17 protein-coding genes and 1 pseudogene are annotated in these 25085 nt (G+C 61.8%); 16 read left to right on the top strand and 2 right to left on the bottom strand.

Going from position 1 to position 25085, the window contains the following annotated elements; all coding sequences use genetic code 11:
* Positions 1-52 precede the first annotated feature (52 nt).
* The 5 genes and pseudogenes from ACQZ6J_RS22055 (at position 53) to cyoD (ending at position 6848) form a co-directional block, all read left to right on the top strand.
* Positions 53-2359, top strand: a complete 2307-nt coding sequence (locus ACQZ6J_RS22055; RefSeq protein ID WP_449085652.1) for an FdhF/YdeP family oxidoreductase — start codon at positions 53-55, stop codon at positions 2357-2359.
* 530 nt (positions 2360-2889) lie between these two features.
* On the top strand, positions 2890-3783 hold the full coding sequence (cyoA, locus tag ACQZ6J_RS22050) for a ubiquinol oxidase subunit II (RefSeq protein WP_449085628.1): 894 nt from the start codon (positions 2890-2892) through the stop codon (positions 3781-3783).
* Positions 3784-3786: 3 nt separating this feature from the next.
* Positions 3787-5757 (top strand): annotated as a pseudogene (cyoB, locus tag ACQZ6J_RS22045) (cytochrome o ubiquinol oxidase subunit I); the annotation flags it as partial.
* Positions 5752-6462 (top strand): cytochrome o ubiquinol oxidase subunit III, encoded by a 711-nt coding sequence (gene cyoC / locus ACQZ6J_RS22040; protein ID WP_449085651.1) that lies wholly within the window; start codon positions 5752-5754, stop codon positions 6460-6462. The pseudogene cyoB and the gene cyoC, both read left to right, overlap by 6 nt.
* Complete coding sequence (gene cyoD, locus ACQZ6J_RS22035) at positions 6459-6848, top strand: cytochrome o ubiquinol oxidase subunit IV (protein ID WP_163989428.1); 390 nt, start codon at positions 6459-6461, stop codon at positions 6846-6848. Before cyoC ends, cyoD begins: the two co-directional genes overlap by 4 nt.
* A 28-nt stretch (positions 6849-6876) precedes the next feature.
* Here the strand turns inward: cyoD and ACQZ6J_RS22030 are convergent, their stop codons facing one another.
* On the bottom strand, positions 6877-7284 hold the full coding sequence (locus ACQZ6J_RS22030) for a Ros/MucR family transcriptional regulator (protein ID WP_163989431.1): 408 nt from the start codon (positions 7282-7284) through the stop codon (positions 6877-6879).
* Between the two features lie 550 nt (positions 7285-7834).
* Here ACQZ6J_RS22030 and ACQZ6J_RS22025 point away from each other — a divergent pair.
* From ACQZ6J_RS22025 to ACQZ6J_RS21985, 9 genes are all read left to right on the top strand, one after another.
* On the top strand, positions 7835-9370 hold the full coding sequence (locus ACQZ6J_RS22025; protein WP_449085627.1) for a LuxR C-terminal-related transcriptional regulator: 1536 nt from the start codon (positions 7835-7837) through the stop codon (positions 9368-9370).
* 15 nt (positions 9371-9385) lie between these two features.
* Positions 9386-12391 carry an AAA family ATPase gene (locus ACQZ6J_RS22020; protein WP_449085626.1) on the top strand — a complete coding sequence of 1002 codons (3006 nt, stop codon included), beginning with the start codon at positions 9386-9388 and terminating at the stop codon, positions 12389-12391.
* A gap of 305 nt (positions 12392-12696) precedes the next feature.
* Positions 12697-13500: an enoyl-CoA hydratase/isomerase family protein gene (locus ACQZ6J_RS22015; RefSeq protein WP_163989437.1), complete on the top strand. Its 804-nt coding sequence runs from the start codon at positions 12697-12699 to the stop codon at positions 13498-13500.
* Between the two features lie 100 nt (positions 13501-13600).
* Positions 13601-14821, top strand: a complete 1221-nt coding sequence (locus tag ACQZ6J_RS22010; RefSeq protein ID WP_449085625.1) for a CaiB/BaiF CoA transferase family protein — start codon at positions 13601-13603, stop codon at positions 14819-14821.
* 22 nt (positions 14822-14843) lie between these two features.
* Complete coding sequence (locus ACQZ6J_RS22005; protein WP_449085624.1) at positions 14844-15626, top strand: acetoacetate decarboxylase; 783 nt, start codon at positions 14844-14846, stop codon at positions 15624-15626.
* Positions 15623-16819, top strand: coding sequence for an acyl-CoA dehydrogenase family protein (locus ACQZ6J_RS22000; protein WP_449085623.1), 1197 nt, complete (start codon positions 15623-15625; stop codon positions 16817-16819). The genes ACQZ6J_RS22005 and ACQZ6J_RS22000 overlap by 4 nt, the downstream gene beginning before the upstream one ends.
* A 25-nt stretch (positions 16820-16844) precedes the next feature.
* Positions 16845-17780 (top strand): 3-hydroxyacyl-CoA dehydrogenase NAD-binding domain-containing protein, encoded by a 936-nt coding sequence (locus ACQZ6J_RS21995; protein WP_449085622.1) that lies wholly within the window; start codon positions 16845-16847, stop codon positions 17778-17780.
* A gap of 22 nt (positions 17781-17802) precedes the next feature.
* Positions 17803-18813 carry a helix-turn-helix domain-containing protein gene (locus tag ACQZ6J_RS21990; RefSeq protein ID WP_449085621.1) on the top strand — a complete coding sequence of 337 codons (1011 nt, stop codon included), beginning with the start codon at positions 17803-17805 and terminating at the stop codon, positions 18811-18813.
* Positions 18814-18905: 92 nt separating this feature from the next.
* Positions 18906-19646 (top strand): hypothetical protein, encoded by a 741-nt coding sequence (locus tag ACQZ6J_RS21985; protein WP_449085620.1) that lies wholly within the window; start codon positions 18906-18908, stop codon positions 19644-19646.
* Positions 19647-19763: 117 nt separating this feature from the next.
* Here ACQZ6J_RS21985 and ACQZ6J_RS21980 read toward each other — a convergent pair whose 3' ends face one another.
* The gene (locus ACQZ6J_RS21980; RefSeq protein ID WP_163989447.1) at positions 19764-20639 is read right to left on the bottom strand and encodes a helix-turn-helix transcriptional regulator; all 876 of its coding nucleotides are present in this window, start codon (positions 20637-20639) and stop codon (positions 19764-19766) included.
* Positions 20640-20751: 112 nt separating this feature from the next.
* Between ACQZ6J_RS21980 and ACQZ6J_RS21975 the strand changes: the two genes are divergently transcribed.
* Together ACQZ6J_RS21975 and ACQZ6J_RS21970 are read left to right on the top strand one after the other, a co-directional pair.
* Positions 20752-22206 carry an MFS transporter gene (locus tag ACQZ6J_RS21975; RefSeq protein WP_163989449.1) on the top strand — a complete coding sequence of 485 codons (1455 nt, stop codon included), beginning with the start codon at positions 20752-20754 and terminating at the stop codon, positions 22204-22206.
* Positions 22207-22562: 356 nt separating this feature from the next.
* Positions 22563-24662 carry a carboxy terminal-processing peptidase gene (locus ACQZ6J_RS21970; protein ID WP_163989451.1) on the top strand — a complete coding sequence of 700 codons (2100 nt, stop codon included), beginning with the start codon at positions 22563-22565 and terminating at the stop codon, positions 24660-24662.
* The last annotated feature ends 423 nt before the right edge of the window (positions 24663-25085 follow it).

Here is a 25085-nt window from a genome sequence, read left to right as displayed (position 1 = left end):
AACAGTATCCCCTTTAAACGGTGGGATCATCACCAGAAGCGAGGCCATGGCAATGGAAAAAGACCGCCCCGAGGGCATAAGGACCTACAACGAACCGGCTGGTGGATGGGGCGCTCTGCGAGCCGTTGCCAAGACGTTGAAACATCAACAGGTCGTGGCCCAGGGTTCCGCCATGCTGCTGAGGGCGAACCAGCCGGAGGGCTTCGATTGCCCGGGCTGTGCATGGCCTGACCCGAAGCATACGTCTTCCTTCGAATTTTGCGAGAACGGCGCCAAGGCGATCACCTGGGAATCCACGGCAAAACGGGTTCCGCCCGAATTCTTCGAGCAGCATTCCGTGTCCGAGCTCTGGACATGGTCGGACCATCAGCTGGAAGATCAGGGGCGCCTCACCCATCCGATGGTCTACGAGGCCGAAACGGATCACTACCGCCCCATCGAATGGGATGAGGCCTTCGCCTTGATCGGGCAGGAGCTGAACGCATTGCCCGATCCGAACATGGCGGAGTTCTATACGTCCGGACGCGCCTCGAACGAGGCGGCCTTCCTCTATCAGCTTTTCGTGCGGGCTTACGGGACGAATAATTTTCCCGACTGCTCGAACATGTGCCACGAGGCAACCAGCGTCGGCCTGCCGGAATCGATCGGCGTCGGCAAGGCGACCGTGACGCTCGAGGATTTCGACCATGCCGATGCCATCTTCAGCTTCGGGCACAATCCGGGGACCAATCATCCGCGGATGATGACGACGCTGCACGATGCAGCCCGGCGCGGCGTACCGATCGTCGTCTTCAATCCGCTGAAGGAACGCGCGCTCGAACGATTTGCGGCGCCGCAAAATCCGATCGAAATGGTGACATTCTCATCGACGCCGATTGCTTCGGCCTATCATCAGGTTCGGGCGGGCGGCGATCTCGCCGTGCTGAAGGGAATGATGAAATCGATCTTCGAGCGGGATGCCGCGGATATCGCGGCAGGCCGGGAAGGCCTACTCGACCGTGCTTTCATCGCCGAGCATACCGTCGGTATCGAAGAGTTGAAGGCGGATGCCGAGGCGACCGATTGGGAGCCGATCCTCAAGATCTCCGGCCTGACGCGGCAAGCGATCGAAAGCGCCGTCGACGTCTATCTCGGCGCCAAGAACGTCATCGCCTGCTATGGCATGGGCCTCACACAGCACCGCACAGGCACCAGCAATGTGCAGCAGCTTGCCAATCTCCTGCTTCTGCGAGGCAATATCGGCCGGCAGGGAGCAGGGATTGCACCGATCCGCGGCCATTCCAACGTCCAGGGCGACCGTACGGTCGGCATTACGGAAATTCCGAACAAGGCGCTGCTGGATGGAATGGAGAAAGCCTTCGGCTTTCGCCCATCCGATGCAAAGGGGCATAATGCCGTCGAAGCCGTGGAAGCAATCATAGATGGCCGCTCGAAAGCGTTTATTGCGCTCGGCGGCAATTTCGCCGTGGCGATGGCCGATCCGGAGGCGACCTTCGCCGGCATGCGCAAGCTCGAACTCGCGGTCCATCTCTCGACCAAGCTCAACAGGTCGCATCTGATGACCGCGAGGACTTCGCTCATTCTCCCGGTCCTGGGCCGCACCGACCTGGACATCCAGAAAGAAGGACCGCAGGTCGTGACGGTCGAGGACTCCATGTCCATGGTTCATGCCTCGCGCGGCTTCCTGAAGCCACCCAGCGAGGCGCTGCGCTCGGAGCCTGCCATCATTGCCGGCATCGCCAGGGCAACGCTGGGCACGCGCCACGGAATAGACTGGGAGGGACTGGTCGCGAATTATGACCGCATTCGCGACAAGATCGAGATCGTGTTTCCGGACTTTCGGGATTTCAATGCGCGCGTGCGCGTCAAGGGCGGTTTCCGCCTGACGGTCGCCGCCTCGCAGCGGCACTGGAATACGGCAAACGGCAAGGCGACCTTCCTTACCTGCCAAGGCATCGATGAAGACCCCCGGCTGCGCGCACCCGATGCACTCGTCCTGATGACGATCCGCAGCCACGATCAATACAATACGACGGTCTACAGCCTCGACGATCGCTATCGCGGCGTGTTCGGGCGCCGCGACATCGTCCTCATGAACCGCGACGACCTTGCTGCAAGGGGGCTTGCGGAAGGCGACAGGATCGACCTCCACGCCCTCGCCGAACCGGCGGATATTGCCATGCCGCAAAAATCGGCCCGCGGCTTCACGGCCGTCGAATACGACATTCCTTCCGGTGCGATCGCCGGCTACTATCCCGAACTGAACGTCGTGGTGGCTCTCAGCCACTATGACAGGAAGTCGGGCACACCTGCCTACAAGGGGGTGCCGGTCCGCGTCGTCAAATCCGCCGATCAATAGGACCGGAAACGCGCCTCGCCGATTGGCCGGCATAGCGCTCGAGGACACGACGGTGGGCTGTCCCTAAGGAACAAGCCTGCTCACACCGCTACCGGAAGCCCGCCATCTGGCGGGCTTCTGCGTATAGTCCCACACTGACTTCGCAAGCCGGTAAGATTTTCCTTACCAAACGGCCGGAGGTAACTTCGGTATTCTTCCACGCGAGATCACGGTCATGTGCGACAAGCGCAATCAGGATCAATTCGGCGCATGAAACTTCTATCAATCCATCGCGACGGGACATACCCATTATGCGGTCGCCCTGGTGGCGAACATCAGTTCTGGCTCAACAATATTTCCGGCGAGGCCTTCTGACGGATGGGAATCCGCCTCGGGAAAGATGTGTGTCCTAGCGCATGACCGGAGGGATATTCTTGCCAACGCCATCCAGACGTCATCTTGCCAAGAATAGTGTTCCACGGTCACGGCGCAGATTATCGCCGTATGGCCATGAGCGTTCGAACGACGGGCTGCGGGCGATTGGCCGGTCGATGGCCCGTGCTGCATGGGTCGCCGCCTGTCTGCTGGCGACAGGCTGTACGCGAGGTGGCGTCCTCGACCCGCACGGTCCGATAACGGCCGCCGAGAAGACCATCCTTCTCAACTCGGTCGGCATCATGCTTGCCATCGTCATACCGGTCATCGTCGCAACGCTCGGCGTCGCCTGGTGGTACCGGGCCTCCAATTCCACGGCACGCTATGCCCCGGACTGGAGCTATTCGGGCAAGATAGAGATCGTCGTCTGGTCGATACCCGCAATGGTGATCCTGCTGCTGGGAGGCATCGCCTGGATCGGCAGCCACGACCTCGATCCGCCGAGACCGATCCGGGCCGATGCAAAGACGCTGACGATCGAAGTCGTCTCTCTCGATTGGAAGTGGCTCTTTCTCTACCCCGAACAGGGTGTGGCAAGCGTCAACCACATGGTGGTGCCGGCGGGCACGCCGATCTCCCTGAAATTGACGTCGGCCACCGTCATGAACAATTTCTTCGTTCCCCAGCTCGGCAGCCAGATCTACACCATGCCGGGAATGACGACACGGCTCAACCTGCTTGCGGACCATCCGGGCCAGTTTCGCGGACTGTCCGCGCAGTTCAGCGGCGACGGCTTCTCGGCGATGCGCTTTACTGTCGATGCCGTTCCGCAGCAGGAGTTCGAAGCCTGGGCCTCGGCCGCGCGCGGCAAGAACCATCCCCTGAATGCCGAAAGCTATCTTGAACTTGCCAGGCCGAGCCAGCGCGTGGCGCCGACCGTCTACGATAGCATCGATCCCGGCCTTTTCGACGCCATCGTCGGAATGAAGCTTTCGGCATCCACGACCCCGCGCTCCGACAACGATACCGCCTTTATGGCCGCAATAGACCCCCTATGCAGAGGTAAGTGACGCATGTTCGGCAGACTCACCTGGAACGCTATTCCCTTCACCGAACCGCTTCCGCTGTTCACCTCGCTGGTTGTCATCCTCGTCATCGTGTCCGTGCTCGCATGGATCGTTTTGAAAGGGTATCTTCCCTATCTCTGGGAAGAATGGATCACATCCGTCGACCACAAGCGCATCGGGGTCATGTATTGCCTGCTCGGGCTGATCATGCTGCTGCGCGGCTTCTCCGATGCTCTGCTCATGCGATCCCACATGGCCGTGGCGACAGGCCCTGGCGAAGGGTATCTGCCCCCGGATCACTATAACCAGATCTTCTCCGCCCATGGGGCGATCATGATCTTCTTCGTGGCCATGCCGCTGGTGGTGGGCCTGATGAATTTCGTCGTCCCGCTCCAGCTCGGCATCCGCGACGTCGCGTTCCCGACGCTGAATTCCGCAAGCTTCTGGCTGACGGCGACGGGCGCGCTGCTGATCAATGTCAGTCTCTTCATCGGCAATTTCGCAAGGACCGGATGGCTCGTCTATCCTCCGTTGAGCGAGCTTCAGTTTTCTCCCGACGTCGGCGTCGACTATTATCTCTGGTCCGTCCAGATCGCCGGCATCGGAACGCTGATGTCGGGCATAAACCTGGTAACGACGATCCTGAAGCTGCGTGCGCCCGGCATGACGCTCACGCGGATGCCCGTTTTCTGCTGGACGGCGTTGGCCGCGAATCTCGTCATCATCGCCGTGTTTCCGGTCCTCACCGCCACTCTGGCGATGCTGACGCTGGATCGGTATCTGGGCTTCCATTTCTTCACCAATGACGGCGGCGGCAGCGCCATGATGTTCGTGAATCTCATCTGGATTTGGGGGCATCCCGAGGTCTACATCCTCATCCTTCCCGCCTTCGGCGTCTATTCCGAAGTCGTTTCCACCTTCTCCGGCAAACCGCTGTTCGGCTATCGGACCATGGTGATCGCCACGATGGCCATCTGCATCCTGTCCTGCATGGTATGGCTGCATCATTTCTTCACCATGGGCGCCAGCGCCGACGTGAATGGCTTCTTCGGTATCATGACGATGATTATCGCGGTTCCTACCGGCGCGAAAATCTTCAACTGGCTGTTTACGATGTATGGCGGTCGGGTGCGGTTCGAGGTGCCGATGCTCTGGTCGATCGGCTTCATGGTCACCTTCGTCATCGGTGGCATGACCGGTGTTCTGCTTGCAGTCCCGCCGGTGGACTTCCAGCTGCATAACTCTCTGTTTCTCATCGCCCACTTTCACAATGTCATTATCGGCGGCGTCGTGTTCGGTATCTTCGCCGCTTATAACTACTGGTTTCCGAAGGCCTTCGGGTTTCGCCTCCATGATGGCCTCGGCAAGGCTGCCTTCTGGTGCTGGCTTATCGGCTTCTATCTCGCCTTCATGCCGCTCTATATGCTCGGTCTCATGGGCGCGACGCGGCGCATGCAGTATTATGATGACCCGAGCTGGCAGCCTTACATGGTGGTTGCGCTGGCCGGCGCGCTGCTGATCTTCTGCGGCGTGCTGTGCCAGGTGGCCCAGCTCGTGGTATCCATTCGCAACAGACAGAGCCTGCGCGATGAAGCGGGCGATCCCTGGGACGGGCGGTCGCTCGAATGGGCGACCACATCCCCGCCGCCGGCGTTCAACTTCGCAGTGCTGCCGAATGTCCATGGCGAGGAAGCCTATTGGGGGATCAAGCAACGGGCGATCGCGCAGCAGCAGCTGACCGCGGAACCCGATTATCGGCCGATCTATCTGCCGATGAACACGCCGATCGGCATTATCGTCGCCTTCTTCGCCTCCATCGCGGGCTTTGCTCTCATATGGCATATCTGGTGGCTGGCCGTGGTGGGGCTGGTGGGCAGCTTCGCGGCAGTTGTCGAATTCTCGTGGCGGCGGGAGGCGGAGCACATGATTTCCGCGACGGACGTTGCCCGGCTTGATCGCGAGCGGCGGGAAGTGCGTACGCAAGCTCTCCTCAGGGCCGACAACAGGCAGATTGCAACGTCCCTCGAGGTTGCGGCCGGCACCAGCAAGGCCGATCCCAATCGCCTGGGCCATAGGGGCGGTGCGGACGATGACGGTACTCAACCGCCATGGGCGCCCACCGACAAGCGCATCGTCGCCGGCTTCGGTTTCTGGCTCTTCCTCTTATCCGACATCATCATGTTCTCGGCCCTGTTCGCCGCCTATGCCGTCCTGCACAAGGCGACGAACGGTGGACCGGGCGGCATGGAGCTGTTCCGCGTCTCCACGGTCGGCGTCGAAACCGTCTGTCTTGTGCTGTCGAGCTTCACCTGCGGCCTCGCCACGCTTGCCTCCCGAAGGGGTCATGCCGGGCTCACCCGGATCTTCCTCGTGGTCACCGGGCTCCTCGGTCTCATCTTCCTCGGAATCGAGCTCCATGAGTTCAGCGACTTGATTGCGCAGGGCGCCGGCCCTGGGCGATCCGCTTTCCTGTCCAGCTTCTTTGCCATCGTCGGCTGCCATGGCCTCCACGTCGCCTCCGGCCTCGTGTGGCTGACCATCCTGACGGTGCAGCTCTGGGTTCGCGGCTTCCAGCCCAATATTCTGCGCCGCCTGATGTGCTTCAGCCTGTTCTGGCACGCGCTGGATATCATCTGGGTGGCCGTTTTCACCGTCGTCTATCTGTTCGGAACATTGTCATGAGCGATCCCCACTCCTCTCCCCTGCCCCACGGTGATGCCGCCCCCGGCGAGGAAAGCGACAGCTTTCTCTCCGGCTTCACAACCTATGCCATCGGGCTCGTGCTGTCTCTGGCGCTGACAGGCATTTCCTTCTGGGTGGCGTCTGCGGGCGTGCTCTGGGGCCCCGGCATCCCGATCGGACTGTTCGTCCTCGCAATCGCCCAGATGGGGGTGCAACTGGTTTTCTTCCTGCACATCACGACCGGGCCGGATAATACCAACAACGTGCTTGCGCTGGCGTTCGGCATCCTGATCGTGTTCCTGATCCTCGCCGGATCGCTATGGATCATGGCGAATGTGAGCCAGAACATGATGCCGATGGACCAACCGATCGCCATGCCGTTCTGAAGCCGGCCCAAGCCATTTCCGCCTTGCATCAGCCGGCATGACCGGCATCATCGCCGATCGCGCGCTTGCCCTTGGCAATTCGCGATCGGTATTCGCTGTAAGCCGGAGCAACCATCGGATAATCGTCTGGAAGATGCCACATCTCCCGGTATTTCTCGGGCGTCAGCGCATATTTGCGCTTGATGTAGCGCTTCAGGGACTTCAGCTTGCGGCCGTCGTTCAGGCAGACGATGTGATCGTATGTGACGGATTCCTCGATCGCAACGGCTGGGGACGGTTGAAGCGGCCGTAATTCGTCCTCCCCCTGCACACGCAGCAGCGCCGCATGCGTGGATGCTATCAAGGCAGGTATTTCCTCAGTCGTTATCCGGTTGTTGGCGACGAAACTCGCCACGATCCATGTTGTCAGCTCCGTCAGATCGCTTCCCTTCGCCATCGGCGGCTCTCCATGTAGTGGAATGCGAACTTGGGGACGAATATGAACCACGGTGGCAGGCTGCGCCGCTCCACGCCATGCCGGCAATATGTCTGCTTGGCATGAACACTCTCCCGTTATATCGATGGTGTCTCCGGACGCCGTCATTCTCAATCCCCCTTCCGGGGGAATCCCGGCAAAAACATAGGGGGAGAAGCGACCGGAAGCGCGTCACGGCTGCATGGCATGCCATGATTACCGGAAGAACACCGAAACATTACCCGACCATTACCTTGGCATCACGACCGGGGGGCGTGGCCGGTGCTAGTCTGCCGTTTCGATAGATTCACGGCAGCCGGAGTTCGCATCCGCTGTGACCCACGACCACGATATGAGAGACGGCGGCGGCTCGACCAGACTGGATAGTGAGATCGATCTCTCATCCATTCGGCAGCAAGCTCCCGGCTCTCGGAAAGACCATGGTACATTGCGGCAGCATCCGACGCCTTCAGCCGAACGACGATCCGCGGACGAAGACCCCGCCGTAGCCGACAGCGACCAGGTCTTCTTCATGGTGAAACAACTTGGCCGGCCCGACACGGAAACGGAAACCGTGCCGTCGATCCATATCGGGCGCGGCATCTGGCGCGCACGACGTCTGCTTTCGCAGTTGCGCATCGATGAAGGGCTCGAGCTGATCGCCAGGATCGAGCGCGCGCTCGTCCATCTGCGCCCGGGCAAAGCCGATGTGTTCAGGAAGGACGTCGGTCTGCTTCGGACGATGGCGCTTGCCATGCAAGACAGTTGCCATGCTGCCTTCGCCACCGCCTCCGCCCTTCTTGGAAAGAACGCATCACATACCGACAACGCCGCCGCAGCGGCACTCTGCCGGTTCGCGCATTGGCAACTCGGGCATCTCGGCCATGTCGATGCGTCCGTCTGGGGCGGGCGGAATACGGCGCTTGCGGGACATCGCATGCCGGCGGACATTCTGTCTCTGATCGTCGACGCGGCGATCGAGCTGCAGCAACTGCGCTTGTCGGCCGCCCGTCGGACGGCAATGGAGGCGCTCGGTCTTGCAGAGCGGCTCGACAGGCCGGAGCCTGCGCTTGCCGCACTGGCCGCAAGCGTCGCGGCGCAGGCGCTTTACGAAGAGGGGCTTCTGGAGGAGGCCGAGGAACTGCTCCTCCGCCGGCTGGAGACGATCAAGGCGACGGGCCTGCTCGACAGCGTCTGGCGAACCCACTTCATTCTCTCCCGCATTGCCGCGCAAAGAGAACAATACGATTTCGCTCTGCTGCTCCTGCGACAGGCAGAAACCATCGGCCAGAAGCGCGGGTGGAGCCGGCTGATCGCGGCCTGTTTCGAGGAGCGCCTGAACCTGCTTCTGCGCGCCGGGCGTGCCAAGGAAGCAGAGCTGTACGCCGCCCGGCTTGATCGCTTTGCAGCCGGTTTCGAACCGCGGGGAAGCGAACCCGCCATCACCATCAGGCGCCATCGGGATATCGCCCATGTTCGTCTGGATCTCGCAGCGGAACAGGCGGCGGCAGCCCTCGCGGAGCTGCAACGACTGCATGCGGAGGCCATTCAACGCCACGACCTTCTTTTGGCCTTGCGATTGGGATTGCAGAAGGCCGCCGCGCTCGAAATGCTCGGCCGTCCCGCGCAAGCCGAAACTCTGGTTCTCAGAGCCCTGCGGCTCGGCGCTATTCTCGGCCTCTTCCAGATCTTTATCGATGAAGGAACGGCAGTCGGCGGGATCGTGCAGCGCGTCTATGAAAACGCGCTGAAGCCGGGAGGCGATGCGGCAGACATCCTGGTCTATGCCGGCGGCCTCATCAGCCATGGCGACACTGTTGCGCCTGTCCCCTCGAAATCAAAATCAAAACCCAAGAGCTACGATTGCCTCAGCACGCGCGAGCAGGACATTCTCAGGCTCGTCAGCCAGGGTTTATCCAACAAACGGATTGCACAGTCGCTGAAAATTGCGCCGGAAACCGTAAAATCGCATATCAAGCGAATTTTTTCGAAGCTCGCGGTAAAAACACGGGCCGAAGCCGTAGCACGGGCCGACGCACTCGGTTTACTTATAGTCTCTACGCAATGAGGGGAGCTGCGCCGCATGGCCGATCTGCCGTCCTTCCGGATCGATCTTTCGAATGAGTGCTTGTGGCGCACCGATGTGCCAGGCGAAAACGAGCGCCTGGACCTGCCGCCGAAGACATTCCAGCTATTGCGATATCTTCTGGCCAACAAAGGACGCGCGATCGGCTCCGACGAATTGCTCGATGCGCTATGGCAGGGCGTGCATGTCCAGCCCGAGGTGGTAAAAACCCATATCCTGGCCATCCGCAACGCACTCCACGATCGCTCGGAGAAGCCGCGTTTCATCGAAACCGTGCGCGGTCGCGGATATCGCTTCATCGGCTCCATCGGCGACGTTTCGGCATTTCCTCTGGAGGCTTCGCAGTCAGGCGATCCCTTGTTTGTCGGGCGCGACACGCCGCTTGAAGCCCTGATGTCCAGATTTCGGCAAGCACAATCCGGCAGTTTGCAGCTCGTGTTTCTCAGCGGCGAGCCAGGCCTCGGGAAATCGACGGTCGTGCGGAAATTCCTTGCGCAGCTTTCCGTATCCTCCAGTCCCGTCGTGGGCTTCGGACAGTGCGTCGAAGGACTTGCCGGAACCGAACCCTACTATCCGATATTGGAAGCGCTTGCGGGGCTCTGCACGGGAGCGCTCGGAACCACCGTCCTGCGCTCGCTGATAACGCTTGCGCCGAGCTGGGCGGTGCAGATGCCGGCGCATGTTTCCCACGAACAGCGCCTTGCCCTGCAGCCGCTCCTGGCCGTCTCCGGGCGGGAACGCATGTTGCGCGAAGGCTGCGAATTGCTGGAGCGTCTCGCCTCGCAGCGCACCATCATCCTTGTCCTCGAAAACATTCATTGGTCCGATTACGCGACGCTCGATTTTCTCTCCGCCATATCGCGCCGGCGGTCTTCGGCAAGGCTGCTGATCATCGCCACGTACAGGCCCGAAGACGTGGACGGCCGCCATCCGTTGCGCGGCCTGGTGCATGATCTCGTGCTGAACCGCTACGGTTCGGAAATCGCCTTGCAACCACTGACCGAAAGCGCGGTCGCGGCATTTATCGGTGACGATCCGCACGCGAACGCCTCGAAGGCATTCGCACATCTCCTTCGGGAATGGTCCGGCGGCAATCCGCTGTTCATGCAGGCCACGCTCGATCATCTTGCAGAACGTGGTCTCGTGGCACGAAGGCCGGATGGCTCCTGGCATCTGCAGACGCCGGCCGAAAGCATCAAGCGCGAGACGCCGCCGACGCTTGGCCGGCTGATCGAAGCACGCTTCGAATGGCTTCCCGAGACCGAGAGACAAATCCTGGAGGCTGCGAGCGTCACTGGCCTTCAATTCTGCGCGTCGGTCGCCGTGGCCGCCACGGATCTCGATTTCTATGCCTTCGAGGATGCATGCGAAAGCCTCTGCCGCCGCATGTTGTTCATTCAGCACGACGGCTTGCGCCTGCTGCCGGGCGGCCGGCAGTTGCGGCAATATCGCTTCCGGCATGACATCTACCGCCAGGTTCTCTATGACCTGTTGGGTCCTGCCCGCCTTTCGCGGCTTCATGCGGCGATCGGCAGCCGGCTGGAAGCCGTCTACCCGCCGGATGAGCGGGATCCGGTTGCGGGAGAGCTTGCCGGTCATTTCGCGAGAGCAGCCGAGTGGCAGAAGGCTCTGACATATTTCCGCATAGCGTTGCGCATCGCCATCCGCCGCTTCGCCTACAGCGACGCGCTGGCGATGCTCGATCGCGCCGACGATCTGACGGCGGGCCTGCCTGCGGAAATAAAGGCCGCGACGGAAATCGAATTTCTGGATCGCCGTGCGGCCATCTATGTCGCAACCCATGATCGTCGTGCCGCAGAGGCCCATGCCGCGTTGCTCAGGCGGGCAACAGAGCTGGGAGACGTCGATATGCAGGCGCGCTGCCTGCTGCGCCAGGCGCAGGTCGCAAGCTGGCGGGACAAGGCGTTATGCCTTCGTCTTCTCAAAGACATCGAGGCGTTGAGCGCGCGCCAGCGGAGCCCGACGGTACGCGCGCTCACCCGGCTCAACGTCCTGATCCGCCGCATCTGGATAGACGGCTGGAACGGTGAGGATGTGCGTCTTTGCGAGGAGACGGTTGCGTTCTTGAGAGCCGAGGGCGAAAGCCTTACCACCGCGCGCGCGATGATCGATTTCGGCATGATCGGTGTCTTTGCGTCACGCTACCGGGAAGTCTGTCAAAGCCTGCGCGTCGACTATCAATACATCATCGATCATGCCAATTACCGCGACGAGCCGGATATTCCGCGCGCGCTCTGGATGCATGATATCGGGGTGCCGGTCTGCCTGCTGTTTCTCGGCGATTTCGCCGGTTCGCTCGCAGCCTTCGACGAGGCGGTCGCCAGATACGAGGCAAACGGCAACCATAGCGAGTCGCGCGGCCTGAAAGTCTATCGTGCGCTCGTCTATCTCTTCACCGGCAAGGTGGACGCCGTCTTCGACACATGCCGCGTCACCGCCGACGCCGTCAGGGAACAACAGGTCGCCGATCCCGCCATCGCCGACATGCTGCCGATCGAGCGCCGGCTATCGCTTGTTTTGTGCGCCCTTGCCGAAATCGCAGTTGGACATCATGCCGCCGCTCGTGGCTATCTGACCGCGGCCGAAGACGAAATGAACAGGCAGGCCGTCCTGCTGGACTGGTATTGGCGGCTTGCGATGGAATTCGGCTGGGTAAACCTCTCGCTTGCCGAAGGCAACGTTGTTGCGGCACAGGAGCATGCCGAGGAGCTGGTGGGCTTGGCGGAGCAGACAGACGAGCGAACCTGGCGCGCTTTGGCCTGGGACGCGCTGGCGCGGGTCGCCATTGCCCGTGGCGCGCCGGCCGAAAGCCTGCGTCACGTCGCCTCCGCACTTGACGTCAGCGAAGGTTTTGAAACGCCGCTTGCGACATGGCAGGTGCATGAGACCGCCGCCGCCGCCTATGCGGCGCTCGACGATGCGGAAAACGCCGCGAAATCCACCGAATTGAGCGCTTCCGCACGGTTGGCGCTGGTGGAATAAAGCCCGCAGGGAGGCCCGGCTGCCTGTGGTCGGCCGTGCCTCCGCAGGCAAAGGGCTTTATCTTCCCCATCCCCCAAAACGTGGCGCCTTCACCCCCAACCGGGGGATAGAGTTGAGGGGCCGCAAGGGGCACATTGACATCGACCGAGTGCCCAAGGGACGGAAGTTTTCCGCGCTCATCCACTGAAATTAGTCAGGGCTGCCGCCTTCGCGCGAGATTCGCGACAGCGGCCCAGGCCCCGATCTCCTGACGGCACGCCCAAGGCTATCGGGTGCGTCGTCAAAAATGAGGAACGTTCGATCCGATGACGCAAATTTCTCCTCCGGCACCTTTCGAAACCATCCTCTACGAGAAGCGGGATACGACCGCCTACGTGACGTTGAACCGTCCCGAAGTAATGAACGCCCTCAGCCAAAGGACGATCCGGGAGCTGAAAAAGGCGTTCGAAGATGCCCGAGATGACGCCGAGGTCCGCGGCGTCATCCTCACCGGCGCCGGCGATCGAGCTTTCATCGCCGGCGCCGACATCACCGAACTGGCCAAGGCGACCCCTATCGACGCCGAGCGCCAGACGCGCGCCGGCCAGGAGTTGCTCAACCTCATCGAAGACCTCGGCAAGCCGGTGATCGCCGCCGTAAACGGCCTGGCGCTCGGCGGCGGCTGCGAAACGGCGATGGCCTGCACGCTCCGTATCGCCACGGCCCACGCGCAATTCGGCCAGCCCGAAATCAGGCTGGGCCTTATTCCCGGTTTCGGCGGAACGCAGCGGCTGGCTCGCCTGATCGGCAAAGGCCGCGCGATGCAGCTCATCCTCACCGGCGCGATGATCCCGGCGGAGGAGGCTCATCGGATCGGCCTCGTCAACGCCGTCGTCGAACCTGCCGAACTGATCGCAAGGGCGGAGGCCCTGCTGGCGGACATTACCAGAAACTCGGCGCTTGCCATCGGCTTTGCCATCGAAGCGGTCAATCGCGGCCTCGATGGCTCGCTGCAGGAGGGCTTGGCGCTCGAGGGCAAGCTTTTTGCGCTATGCGCCGCCACCGAGGACAAGAAGGAGGGCGTCGCCGCCTTCCTGGAAAAACGCCAGCCAAAGTTCGAGGGACGGTGATGTTCTCGGGCAGCCCCTCCCACTTCCCCGGAACGGCTCCCGGTGCCGCCGCGACCATCGATCTTTCCCGCATACAGGCCCGCATACAGGAATGAAGCTCATGAACGGCAGTTACATCTTCTCCGGACTGAAGGTCCTCGATCTTGCGAGCTACATCGCCGGGCCGGCCGCGACCACGATCCTCGCTGATTTCGGCGCCGACGTCATCAAGGTGGAGCCGCCGGAAACCGGGGACATCTACCGCTATTTCTCGCAAACGCCCCCCAATCCGGTCAGCGACGTCAACTACGCGTGGCAGCTCACCAACCGGAACAAGCGCAGCATCGCGATCAATCTTAAAGCCGGCGAATCCAGAGAGGTTCTCGAACGGCTTGTGCGCTGGGCCGATGTCATCGTGGTCAATTTCCCGCCGCGGGTGAAGGCGGCCCTCGGCGTCACCTACGAGATGCTTTCACCGCTCAATCCAAGGCTGATCTATGCCGATATCACCGGCTACGGTTCCGAAGGTCCGGAAGCGGATACGCCCGGCTTCGACGTGACGGCTTACTGGGCGCGATCCGGGTTGATGGAAGTGACCCACGACGCCGGCAGCCCGCCGACGCTGCCCATCCCGGGCATAGGCGATCATGCGACGGCAACAACGCTGTATGCCGCGATCGTCACCGCGCTCTATGTCCGCTCCACGACAGGCAAAGGCAGCCACGTCTCGACCTCATTGATCGCAAACGGCATCTGGGCGGCGGCCGCATGGGTCGAGGGCGGCCTGAACGGCGCGCACTTTTTCCCGCAGCATGATCGCAAGAACCCGCCCAACGCGCTGCTCAATCCATACCAGACCTCCGATGGGCGGTGGATCCTGCTCGTCGCCGCGCAGCGGAAGGACTGGCCGAGCTTCGCCAAGGCGATCGGCAAACAGGACCTGCTCGACGATCCGCGTTTTGCCGACAACAAGCGCGCCGAAAATGCCGCGGCGCTGGTCGATATCCTCGACCCCGTCTTCGCGAGCCGACCATTGGCGGACTGGAAAGACGTGCTGACTGCCAACCGCGTCATCTTCGGCGTGGTGCAGGTTGCCCATGAGATCATCAACGATCCGCAGCTGGCCGCCAATGACATCGTCGTGCCGCTCGACATACCGGGCAAGCCGACCACGCGCACCGTCAGCAGCCCGATCCAGATTCTTGGAACCGAGAAGGTCAAGCCACGGCCGGCCCCGGCACTTAGCGAACATGCCGCCGAAATCCTGAAAGAACTGGGTTTCAACGACACCGACATCGAGCACCTCAACGAAACCGGCGCTGTGGCGCGCTTCCAGGATTGACCCGAGACCGCCGGAGAACACCATGACAGAAGACGAAGTCCGCAATTCCGCCTATGCGATGCCGATCGCAAGCCCGGCCTATCCGAAGCCGCCCTTCCGGTTTGTCGATCGCGAATTCATCATCATCGCGTATCGGACCGATCCCGACGCGCTCGCCAAGATCGTTCCCGCGCCGCTGATGCCGGTCGAGCCGATCGTCAAGTATGAATTCATCAAGATGCCCGATTCAAGCGGCCTCGGCTCTTATACGGAGTCCGGTCAGGTCATCCCCGTCAGCTTCCAGGGAGCAGCCGGCGGCTACACCCATGCCATGTATCTCGATAGCGAAGCCGGTATCGCCTCCGGCCGCGAACTGCTGGGATTTCCGAAAGTCCTGGCCCAGCCGAAACTGGAAGTCCGCAACGACGCGCTGGTGGGAACGCTCGACTACAACGGCGTGCGCGTCGCTACCGCGACGATGGCGTACAAGTACAACGCTCTCGATCCCAAGGCGGTCGAAAAGACGCTTGCCGCACCGGGCTTTCTGCTCAAGATCCTGCCGCATGTCGATGGTTCGGTCCGCATTTGCGAGCTGGTCAAATACCACGTCTCCGACGTCACCGTGAAAGGCGCCTGGACCGGTCCCGCCTCCCTCGAACTGCATCCGCACTGCTTTGCGCCCGTCGCCAAGCTGCCCGTCCTCGAAGTCGTCTCCGCGATACATATCCTCACCGATTTGACCATCGCCGGCGGCGAGGTCGTCCACGATTACCTGGCACCGCAGCCAACCCTTTCCTCATCACATGCCTCCGGGAGACCGTCATGACCGCCGATCGAAAGCCGCTTCCTGCCTGCGACAGCGACTTCTACATGATCCATGAGCTGCTGAGCGATGCCGAGCAGGCGCTCCTGAAAGGCGTCCGCTCCTTCATGGAGACGACGGTTGCGCCCGTCATCAACAAATACTGGGCCGAGGACGCTTTCCCCTTCGAACTCATTCCCGGGATCCGCGACCTCGGCATCGTCGGGATCGGATTTGAGGGCTATGGCTGCCCCGGCGGCAGCACGTTGCTCGATGGTTTCGTCGCCATGGAAATCGCTCGCGTCGATTCCTCGATCGCCACCTTCTATGGCGTTCACAGCGGTCTTGCCATGGGGTCGATCTATCTCGGCGGCTCGGAAGAGCAGAAACAGCGCTGGCTGCCTGCCATGGCCCGCATGGAGCAGATCGGCTGCTTCGGCCTGACGGAACCACTCGTCGGTTCCGGCACCGGCGGCGGGCTTCTGACGACGGCCAAGCGCGAGGGCGACACCTGGGTTCTCAACGGCCAGAAACGCTGGATCGGCAATGCGCCCTGGTGCGACCTGTCGATTATCTGGGCCCGCGATGTCGACGACGACCAGGTCAAGGGATTCGTCGTCGAGAACAAGACGACGCCTGGCTTCTCGGTCGAGAAGATCGAGCACAAGATTGCGCTGCGCGTCGTGCAGAACGGCGTCATCACGCTCGAGAATTGCCGCGTGCCCGAAGAGAACCGCCTGCAGGGCGACCGCTCGTTCCGGGATACGGCGCGGGTTCTGAAGCTGACACGGCAATATGTCGCGTGGGAGGCCGTGGGCTGCAGCATGGGCGCCTATGAACATGCGCTGCACTATGCCCAGACCCGCGAGCAGTTCGGCAAGCCCATCGCCTCATTCCAGCTGATCCAGGACCTGCTGGCGAAAATGCTCGGCAACATCACCGCCTCGCAATGCATGGTCGTCCGTCTCGCGCAGTTGCAGGACCAGGGCAAGCTGCTGGACCAGCATGCCTCGTTGGCAAAGGCATTCTGCACCGTGCGAATGCGGGAGACCGTCGCCTGGGCGCGAGAAATTCTCGGCGGCAACGGCATCGTGCTCGACTACAACGTCGCACGCTTCTTCGCCGATTCCGAGGCGCTCTATTCCTATGAAGGTACGCGCGAAATGAACTCGCTGATCGTCGGCAAGGCGGTCAGCGGCTTCAGTGCATTTGTTTAACCGCAGATCCGAAGGACCAAAGACCATGAGCAAAGAGATTCGTCGTGTCGCCATCATCGGCACCGGTGTCATCGGCGCCAGCTGGGCGGCGTTGTTTCTCGCCAAAGGGCTGGACGTGATCGCAACCGACATCGCGCCCGATGCGGAGAAGCGGCTTCGGGACTTCGTCGAGGCCGCATGGCCGGCGCTGGAGCAATCAGGCCTGGCGCCCGGCGCAGTCCCGTCGAAACTGCAATTCACCGCGGTACTCGACGACGCGGTCGCCGGGGCCGACTTCATTCAGGAGAACGGCCCGGAACGGATCGAATTCAAGAAGGAACTCTATCACCATCTCGACGAGATCCTTCCCGCCGATGTCGTGATCGCATCGAGTTCGTCGGGATTGACGGCGAGCACCATCCAGTCGGCCTGCGAACGGCATCCCGAGCGTTGCGTCATCGGCCATCCCTTCAATCCGCCCCATCTCATCCCGCTCGTCGAAATCGTCGGCGGGGCAGCCACCTCCGAGGAGACGATTGCGCGCGCGACGGCATTTTATCGCGGCCTCGGCAAGCGGACGATCCGTCTCCGCAAGGAAGTACCCGGCCATGTCGCGAACCGGCTGCAGGCGGCCCTTTATCGCGAGATTGTCTATCTGATCTCCCAGGATGTCGTCAGCGTCGCCGATGCGGATGCCGCTGTCAGCTGGGGCCCCGGCCTGCGCTGGGGCATCATGGGGCCGAGCCTGCTCTACCATCTCGGCGGCGGCCATGGCGGGATCGAGCATTTCTTCGAGCAGTTCACCGGACCGATGACCGCCTGGTGGGGCGTTCTCGGCCAGCCGGAGCTGACGCCGGAGGTGCGTGCGAAGGTCATCGATGGCGTTCACGAGATGGTGCAGGCCCGCTCGATCGGCGAGCTCGAGACCTATCGGGACGATGTCCTTGCCGGCCTGCTTTCCCTGCGACGCAACGAAGACTGAGTGCAGAGGGATGCGCTGCCATTTGACGAACGAAAGGGTGGAAAGCGACAGGTTGCATGTCGCTGCCCGCCTGATGGCCCAGAGCCTGGATGATGTTCGGCCGGAAGCGGAGCATGGCGAAGCGGCTCGGCCGGTGTCGGCGGACAGGATAACGATTGCTTCCGTTATCGACAGGGTAACGGAAGCCCCGGTCGCGACGAGCCGCAACCGGGGCTGGTCGGGTGCGACGATCGACACCTACGAGCGCATGCCGGTGAACATGAAGAATGTGCCCGCATACGACCATCATGTGCTCGCCTATTGCACGACGGTCGGCGGACGCCTCATCCAGAAACGCGCCGGCAGGGTCCATGACGGCCGCCTTTCTATCGGAATGTCTGTTCTGATGCCCGCCGGTCATGAAGCAAGCTGGGAAGGCGACTTCCCGGCCTCGACACGCATTCGTATCCCGACGGAACTGATCGCGCGGGCAGCGGAAGAGGTCGGCGGCGAAATCGAACTTCTGAACAATTTCGGCGCCAGGGATACGAATATCGAGTGCTTCGCCCGGCTGTTCGCGGACGAACTCGGCAAGCCGCCGCATCCGGCGCAGCGCCTGATCGTCGATGCCGTGTCGTGCGCGGTCGTCGTCCATCTCCTGCGCAACTACAATGCCTTCGACGCCGCGATCGACACCGGTCCGCCTTCGCTGACCGCAAGGACGATCGGCAAGATCATGAGCTACATCGAAGACAACATGCAATCGACGATCGGATTGCTCGAACTGGCCGCGATAGCAGGCGTCAGCCGCTTCCACTTCGCGCGCCTGTTCAAAAACAGCCTCGGCGAAACGCCGATGAGCTATGTCGAACGAATGCGCATCGAACGGGCAAAAGGGCTTATTCAACAGGGCCGGCTTTCCCTTGTCGATGTCGCGCTGACGGTCGGCTTTGCCGATCAGAGCCACTTTACCCGGCGATTCCATCGCCATATGGGATGCACGCCGGCGGCCTATGCGCGAAATATGGGGCTTAGACTGCAGCCGAGACGATAAGGTCCATGGTGAAATGGCGATAGACCATGTTTCCGGCGCCGCCGGCTTGCGTGGAATCTTGGCATTGCCCGGCGTAGCCGTTTCGTGTAGGCGTGCACTGCGTTAACCATAAGCAATCAATATTCAGCGATCTCGGGCGCCAGTCCCCTCTGGCATTCCTCGGTGATCACCCGCAAGCAGCAACTCACCGTCGACACCACGCCCCGGAACCCATGCCTAAACAGCCCAAGCCCTTCATCGTCGAAATTAAAACAACCCGCCGGAAGAGAACAAAAGCTCCCGAGCAACCGAAATCGATCTGGGGCAACCTGACCTTCGAACTGCAGCAGAATTTGGCGGAAGAGCGGGAACCATCGTTCGGTTCGCCTGCGCCGCAGCCCGATGCACCGGCGCCGGATCTGCCGGCAGCAAGCGTGATCGATGAGGACGAGGCGGAAACCCCGCCAACCGCGCCCCTGTTCTTCCAGAAATGGTCGGCCAAGATGGCTGAAAAGCCGCAAGCGAAAGCGACGGATGTGGTTGCGATTTTCCTTGCCCGGATCGATCGGCAAAAGACCCTGCTTGATGAATTTCGATCGGATCCGGCCGCCTTCCGCGGCTGGCGGTCAGCATGGTTTCGCAAGGTAGCGGGCGGTTTCGGGGTCAATATCGGCCGTGATTCCATCGATGCCGGAGCAGGGCTGCGATATGTTGTGGTCGAAACCGTTCAAGCCGTCGCCGAGTTCCTCGACGATCTCGCCCGCCACGCCCAGACCGACGCGAACTTTCAATGCGCGCTCGAAGAAACCCGGCAGCGGCGCGCGGCGCGCGTGGTTCGCGCCCGGCCGGATTGAACAGCTCTCGTTTCACATAAATACTGGCATCGACGATCACGACATCGTGGCTGGCCTCCGGGCGTCATGAGCGCCACGCCCTAAGCTTTACCGAGGAGGCCGAGCCGTCTCGGCCTTTCAACAGATCCGCTGGCGTTTCATCATGGCCTTCAGACGCTCCGCGCCGGCTTCGTCGGTCGGCGTGTAGACGATCATCCGGTCGTCGTTGCTGGGGCTTGCCCACCAGTTGTTGGATTGCAGAGCAAGGATCGTGCCGTCCGCCAGACGGAACCGCTTCACGATATTCTCTATGCCTTTGAGCTGGTAGCGATCCCAGACGATGCGGAACTGGTCCGAGGCGCTCATGTAGCGCTCGAGCTGCCGCTCCCAGGCCGGATCGTCGAGATGCTCGGCCATAGAGGCACGGAACAAGGCGGCCATGTTTGCCAGCATCTCGTCGGGATCGGCCTGGCTTGCGCGCCAGGCGGGGTTGACGAGAGACAGGTAGATACAGTTCCGGTCCTCGGGCGGAACCGCATGTAGATCGACGCCGACCAGGCGGCGGTAGGCTTCGTTGAAGCCGCGTATGTTGTAGCGCTTCGTCTGGATCAGGGCGGGATAGGGACAGAGCTGGTCGAGAATTTGCTGGCTTGCCGCGGTGAGCGGCTCGCAGACGCGCGAATTCTCAGGTCGCAGCGGGGCCGGCAGGCTGGCCAGCTTGAACAGGTGTTCCGTCTCGACCTCATTGAATTCGAGAACCTGGGCGACGGAGAGAAGGACGCGCGGCGAGACGCGGATCGGCCGGCCCTGTTCAAGCTTCGTGTACCAGGTGATGCCGATATCGGCACGCGCCGCCACTTCTTCCCGTCGCAATCCCGGTGTACGAACCCGACCAGCGCGGCCAAGGCCGAGTCGCTTGGGATCCAGCGTTTCCCGCCGTCGGCGCAACATCTCGCCGAGTTCCTGCGCCCGCGATGGCGAGTGGTTGGTGACGATATCGGGCGTGCCGTGCATGTCCTCTCTCCAGCCTATCACTTTTTATACCAGTCTAAATAGATGTCTTGTACCAGTTTATCATGGGTGTAGAAGAGTGTGAAACTTATTTCGGAAATGCTCTGAGGTCCCCATGTCATCCGCACCAATCCGGCTCGGCCAAGTCGGCCTGATGATTCTGCTTGCCGGGCAATTGCTGCTGCAGCTCGATTTTTCCATCATCAATGTCGGCCTTGCCGCCATCTCCACCTCGCTGCACGCCGGCGAGACGGAACTCGAACTCTTCGTTGCCGCCTATGGCGTCGCCTTTGCCGTCTGCCTGGCAATGGGCGCGCGTCTCGGCGACAATTTCGGCCGGAGGCGCATGTTCGGCCTGGCGGTCCTGATGTTTTGCCTTGCGTCTCTGCTGTGCGGGGTGGCCACTTCCGTCACCTTCCTCATCGTTGCCCGCGCATTGCAGGGAATCGCGGCGGCATTGATGGTGCCGCAGGTGCTGGCGACCATCCATGTCAGCCTGACCGGACGCGACCATGCGCGTGCCGTTGCGCTCTATGGCGCGATCGGCGGCATTGCCTTCATTGTCGGCCAGGTTCTCGGCGGCTTCCTGATCTCCGCCGATATCGCCGGCTCCGGCTGGCGCAGCATCTTCCTCATCAACCTGCCGATCTGCATCCTGATTCTCTTGAGCATGTGGCGCTACGTTCCCGAGACGCGTGGCCACGGCAAAGTCCCGGTTGACTGGTCCGGCATGGTGACGCTGGCGCTCCTGACGCTTTCAGTGCTGCTCCCGACGGCGCTTGGCCCGTCCCTGCATTGGAACTGGCTGTGCCTTCTCGGCTTCGTGCCGATCCTGCCGCTGATGGCGCTCCTCTGGCGCATCCAGCGGGCAAAGGAGGCGCGCGGCGCCTTCCCGATCCTGCCGCCCTCGCTGACCCGCATTTCCAGCATGCGTTTCGGCGGGCTGATCGCGATCATCTTCTTCACCTGCTGGAGCGGCTTCATGTTCATCCTGGCCCTGACGCTGCAGGCCGGCGCCGGCCTGACGCCGCTGCAATCGGGCAATGCCCTGATCGCGCTCGGCGGCTCCTATTTCGTCTCCGCCGTCTTCGCCACGCGCCGGCTTGCCGGCATCCGCCGCGAGGCCATGCTGGTGACGGGCTGCCTGATCCAGATGACCGGGCTCGTGCTGCTCATCGTGACGCTGAAGATGGTCTGGCCGCAGCCGGGCGTCATCAACCTCATCCCGTCCACCATCCTGATCGGGTTCGGCCAGGCGCTGATCGTCAACTGCTTCTACCGCTTGGGGCTTGCGGACGTGCCGCACGAACATGCCGGCGCAGGCAGCGCCATGCTCGCGACCATGCAGCAGGTTTCACTGGGCCTCGGACCGGCGATCCTGGGTGCCGTGTTCGCCCAGGTCCTGCAATATTCGGGCCTCTATCTTGCGGCTGGGGTCACGGCCATTACCGTCGAACTCGGGCTGATGGCCATCCTGCTGCTGGCCACGCTTGTGCGCCTGGTCCGCCAGCGCGGCCGTCCGGAAGAGAACGTCGAAATCGATGAGACGCTGATCGTGGCGCCGGATTGATGCCGCCGATCGGCGCTTCCCGTCATACGCAGGATCGGGACCTGCCGAGTGGCAAAAGTCGCTCGGTAGCGTCTTTTTGAAGGCCGCCATCCCGGCTGCAGGAGCAAACGATCTTGCAGCCGCACCGATCCGGCCCCGCGCTTGCGCGACGGGACGATGCGGGTGATTTCTATGATGTTTTTTGGCTTCGATGCCGAGCACCGGTGCATCGAAGCCATCGCTCCGCGCCCGGCCAACGCTGCCCCTTCCGGAAATCTTTCCTCAAGGAATGCATCTGTCTGGTTGCCAAAAAACCATAATTGTTCCACCTAGATTATAGATTGAACAGTTAACGTTGAGAATCGGGTCAGAGCTTGATGCGTATGAAATATGGTTTCCTCTGGATGTTCCTGGCAATTGCTCCCTCGGCATATGCTCTGGACGCCGGCTCACCGCCAGTTTTGACACCGCTACCGCAGCAGGCGCAAGCTGCTCATCTGACATCGCAATTTCTGACGCGCTTTCACTACAAGCCGGTTCCCCTGGACGATGCCCTTTCGGTGAAGATCATGGATCGGTTCATCAAGTCTCTGGATCCGGACCGTGTCCTCTTCCTGCAGGCCGATATCGACAAGTTCATGGCCGGCAGCACCAAGATCGATGACGCCATCGAGCAGGAAGACCTGAATATCCCGTTTGCTATTTTCAACCTTTATGAGCAGCGTGTCGTCGATCGCATGAGCTACGCGCGCAGCCTGCTCAAGCAGAAGTTCGACTTCAGCGTCCAGGAGGACTATCCGCTGGTGCGCGACAAGGGCCCCTGGCCCCAGTCTGTAGCGGAAAGCAACGATCTGTGGCGCAAGCGCGTCAAGAACGACTGGCTGCGCCTGAAGCTGGCGGGCAAGGACGATGCCTCCATTCGCGATACGCTCGACAAGCGTTATCAAAACTCGCTCGAGCGCGCCTACAAGTACAAGAGCGACGATGTGTTCCAGTCGTTCATGGACGCCTACACAACGTCGGTCGATCCGCATTCCGATTATTTCGGCGCCACCGCCTCGGCTGAATTCGATATCTCGATGAAGCTCTCGCTGGTTGGCATCGGCGCGGTGCTGCAGGAGAGAGACGACTACACGACGATCCGCGAGCTCGTGGCCGGCGGCCCGGCGCAGCTGTCTGGCAAGCTTGCCGTCGGCGACCGCATCATCGGCGTCGGTCAGGGCGAGAGCGGCCCGATCAAGGAAGTCGTGGGGACGCGCCTCGACGAAATCGTGCAGATGATCCGCGGCGCGAAGGGGTCGGTGGTGCGGCTGGACATCTTGCCGGCGGATGCGGGGCCGGATGGCAAGCATAGCCTCATCAGCCTGGTGCGCGACAAGATCAGCCTGGAGAAGCAGGCTGCCAAGAAGACGGTCCTTTCGGTGAAGGATGGCGACGCCACGCGCAAGATCGGGGTGATTACCCTGCCGGCTTTCTATGAGGATTTCGACGCGCGGCGAAAAGGCGACAAGGATTACCGCAGCGCCAGCCGCGACGTCGCCAAGCTCCTCGGCGAACTGAAGCAGGACAAGGTCGACGGCGTGTTGATCGACCTGCGCAACAATGGCGGCGGATCGCTGTCCGAAGCGATCGATCTGACGGGCCTGTTTGTCGGCAAGGGCCCGGTGGTGCAGCAGCGCGATGCAGGTGGTGCCGTGGAGGTGGAGAGCGACGATCTCTCCGCACCGGCCTGGACCGGCCCCGTCGGCGTGCTCATCAACCGCGGCTCGGCGTCGGCTTCCGAAATTTTCGCAGCTGCCATACAGGACTATGGCCGAGGCGTGATCGTCGGAGAACCCAGCTTCGGCAAGGGCACGGTGCAGACCGTCGTCAACCTTGATCAGGTGGCTCACAATCTCAAGCCGAAATTCGGCGAGCTGAAGTTGACGGTCGCCCAGTTCTTCCGTGTCGACGGCGGCACGACGCAGTTGCGCGGCGTGACCCCGGATATCAGCCTGCCGGGCCTTTCCGATCTCGCGACTTTCGGAGAATCGAGCTATGACAACGCCTTGCCGTGGACACAGGTGAAGCCTGCCAATTATGAGCCTGCCGGCGACATAAAGGCATTGCTGCCGCAGTTGCAGAGCCGTCACGACGCTCGTGTGCAAAAGGATCCGGATTTCCAACGCTTTGTGGAAGACATTGCGGTCCTGAAGGAGCAGCGCGAGAAGAAGGCCATTTCGCTCAACGAAGCGGAGCGCCGCAAGGAACTGGCGGAGCAGGCCGATCGCCTCAAATCGCGAAACCAGATCAACGATGGCGTCGACACCGGTGAAGACGACGGTCTTCAGGCCAACGAGCGTAGCCTGAGCGCCGATATCGCCCTGGAGAAAGCGCGCAAGAATGCGAAAGACGTGCTGCTGAACGAGGCAGCCGCCATTCTGGCCGACGAAGCGGATCTGCAGGCAAGCGCCCCCAAGAAGACGGCGGCACAATAATCCGGAAGACGGCGACGTTGCGCCCATTTTGGCCGGTAGTCTCGAAGGGGTCGCGATGCGGCATCCCAACCCTATAGTCGTACCCGGACGGCGCCGGAGCTTGCCGCTACGCCGCCAGGTGGGCTTACCAGCCTGCCATCGCTGACCGGAGCGGCCTCGCCGCTCATGTGGTTCGGCGATAACCACATCACGACAGATTCAGGGTGATTGCCTGCCGTCACAGTAAAGACGCGCAGCGTCGGCCGCTGTCCGTCTGTTGGCACGGACGCAAACCTGCCCGGAATCCCCCTTCCCGTCGCACGGATCGCCGGAGCAAGCAGAAACAATAAATCGCAAGACGCTGCTATCAACGGCATGCCGCAAAAAGCTACTGACCGGCTTGGGACTTTCCGAGCACGGCCGTTCCAGCTGCAGTCATCCGAA

This window comes from Rhizobium sp. A37_96, from assembly GCF_053521765.1.
Note: the sequence above shows the minus strand (reverse complement) of the source record. Positions and strands in the feature narration are given on the sequence as shown.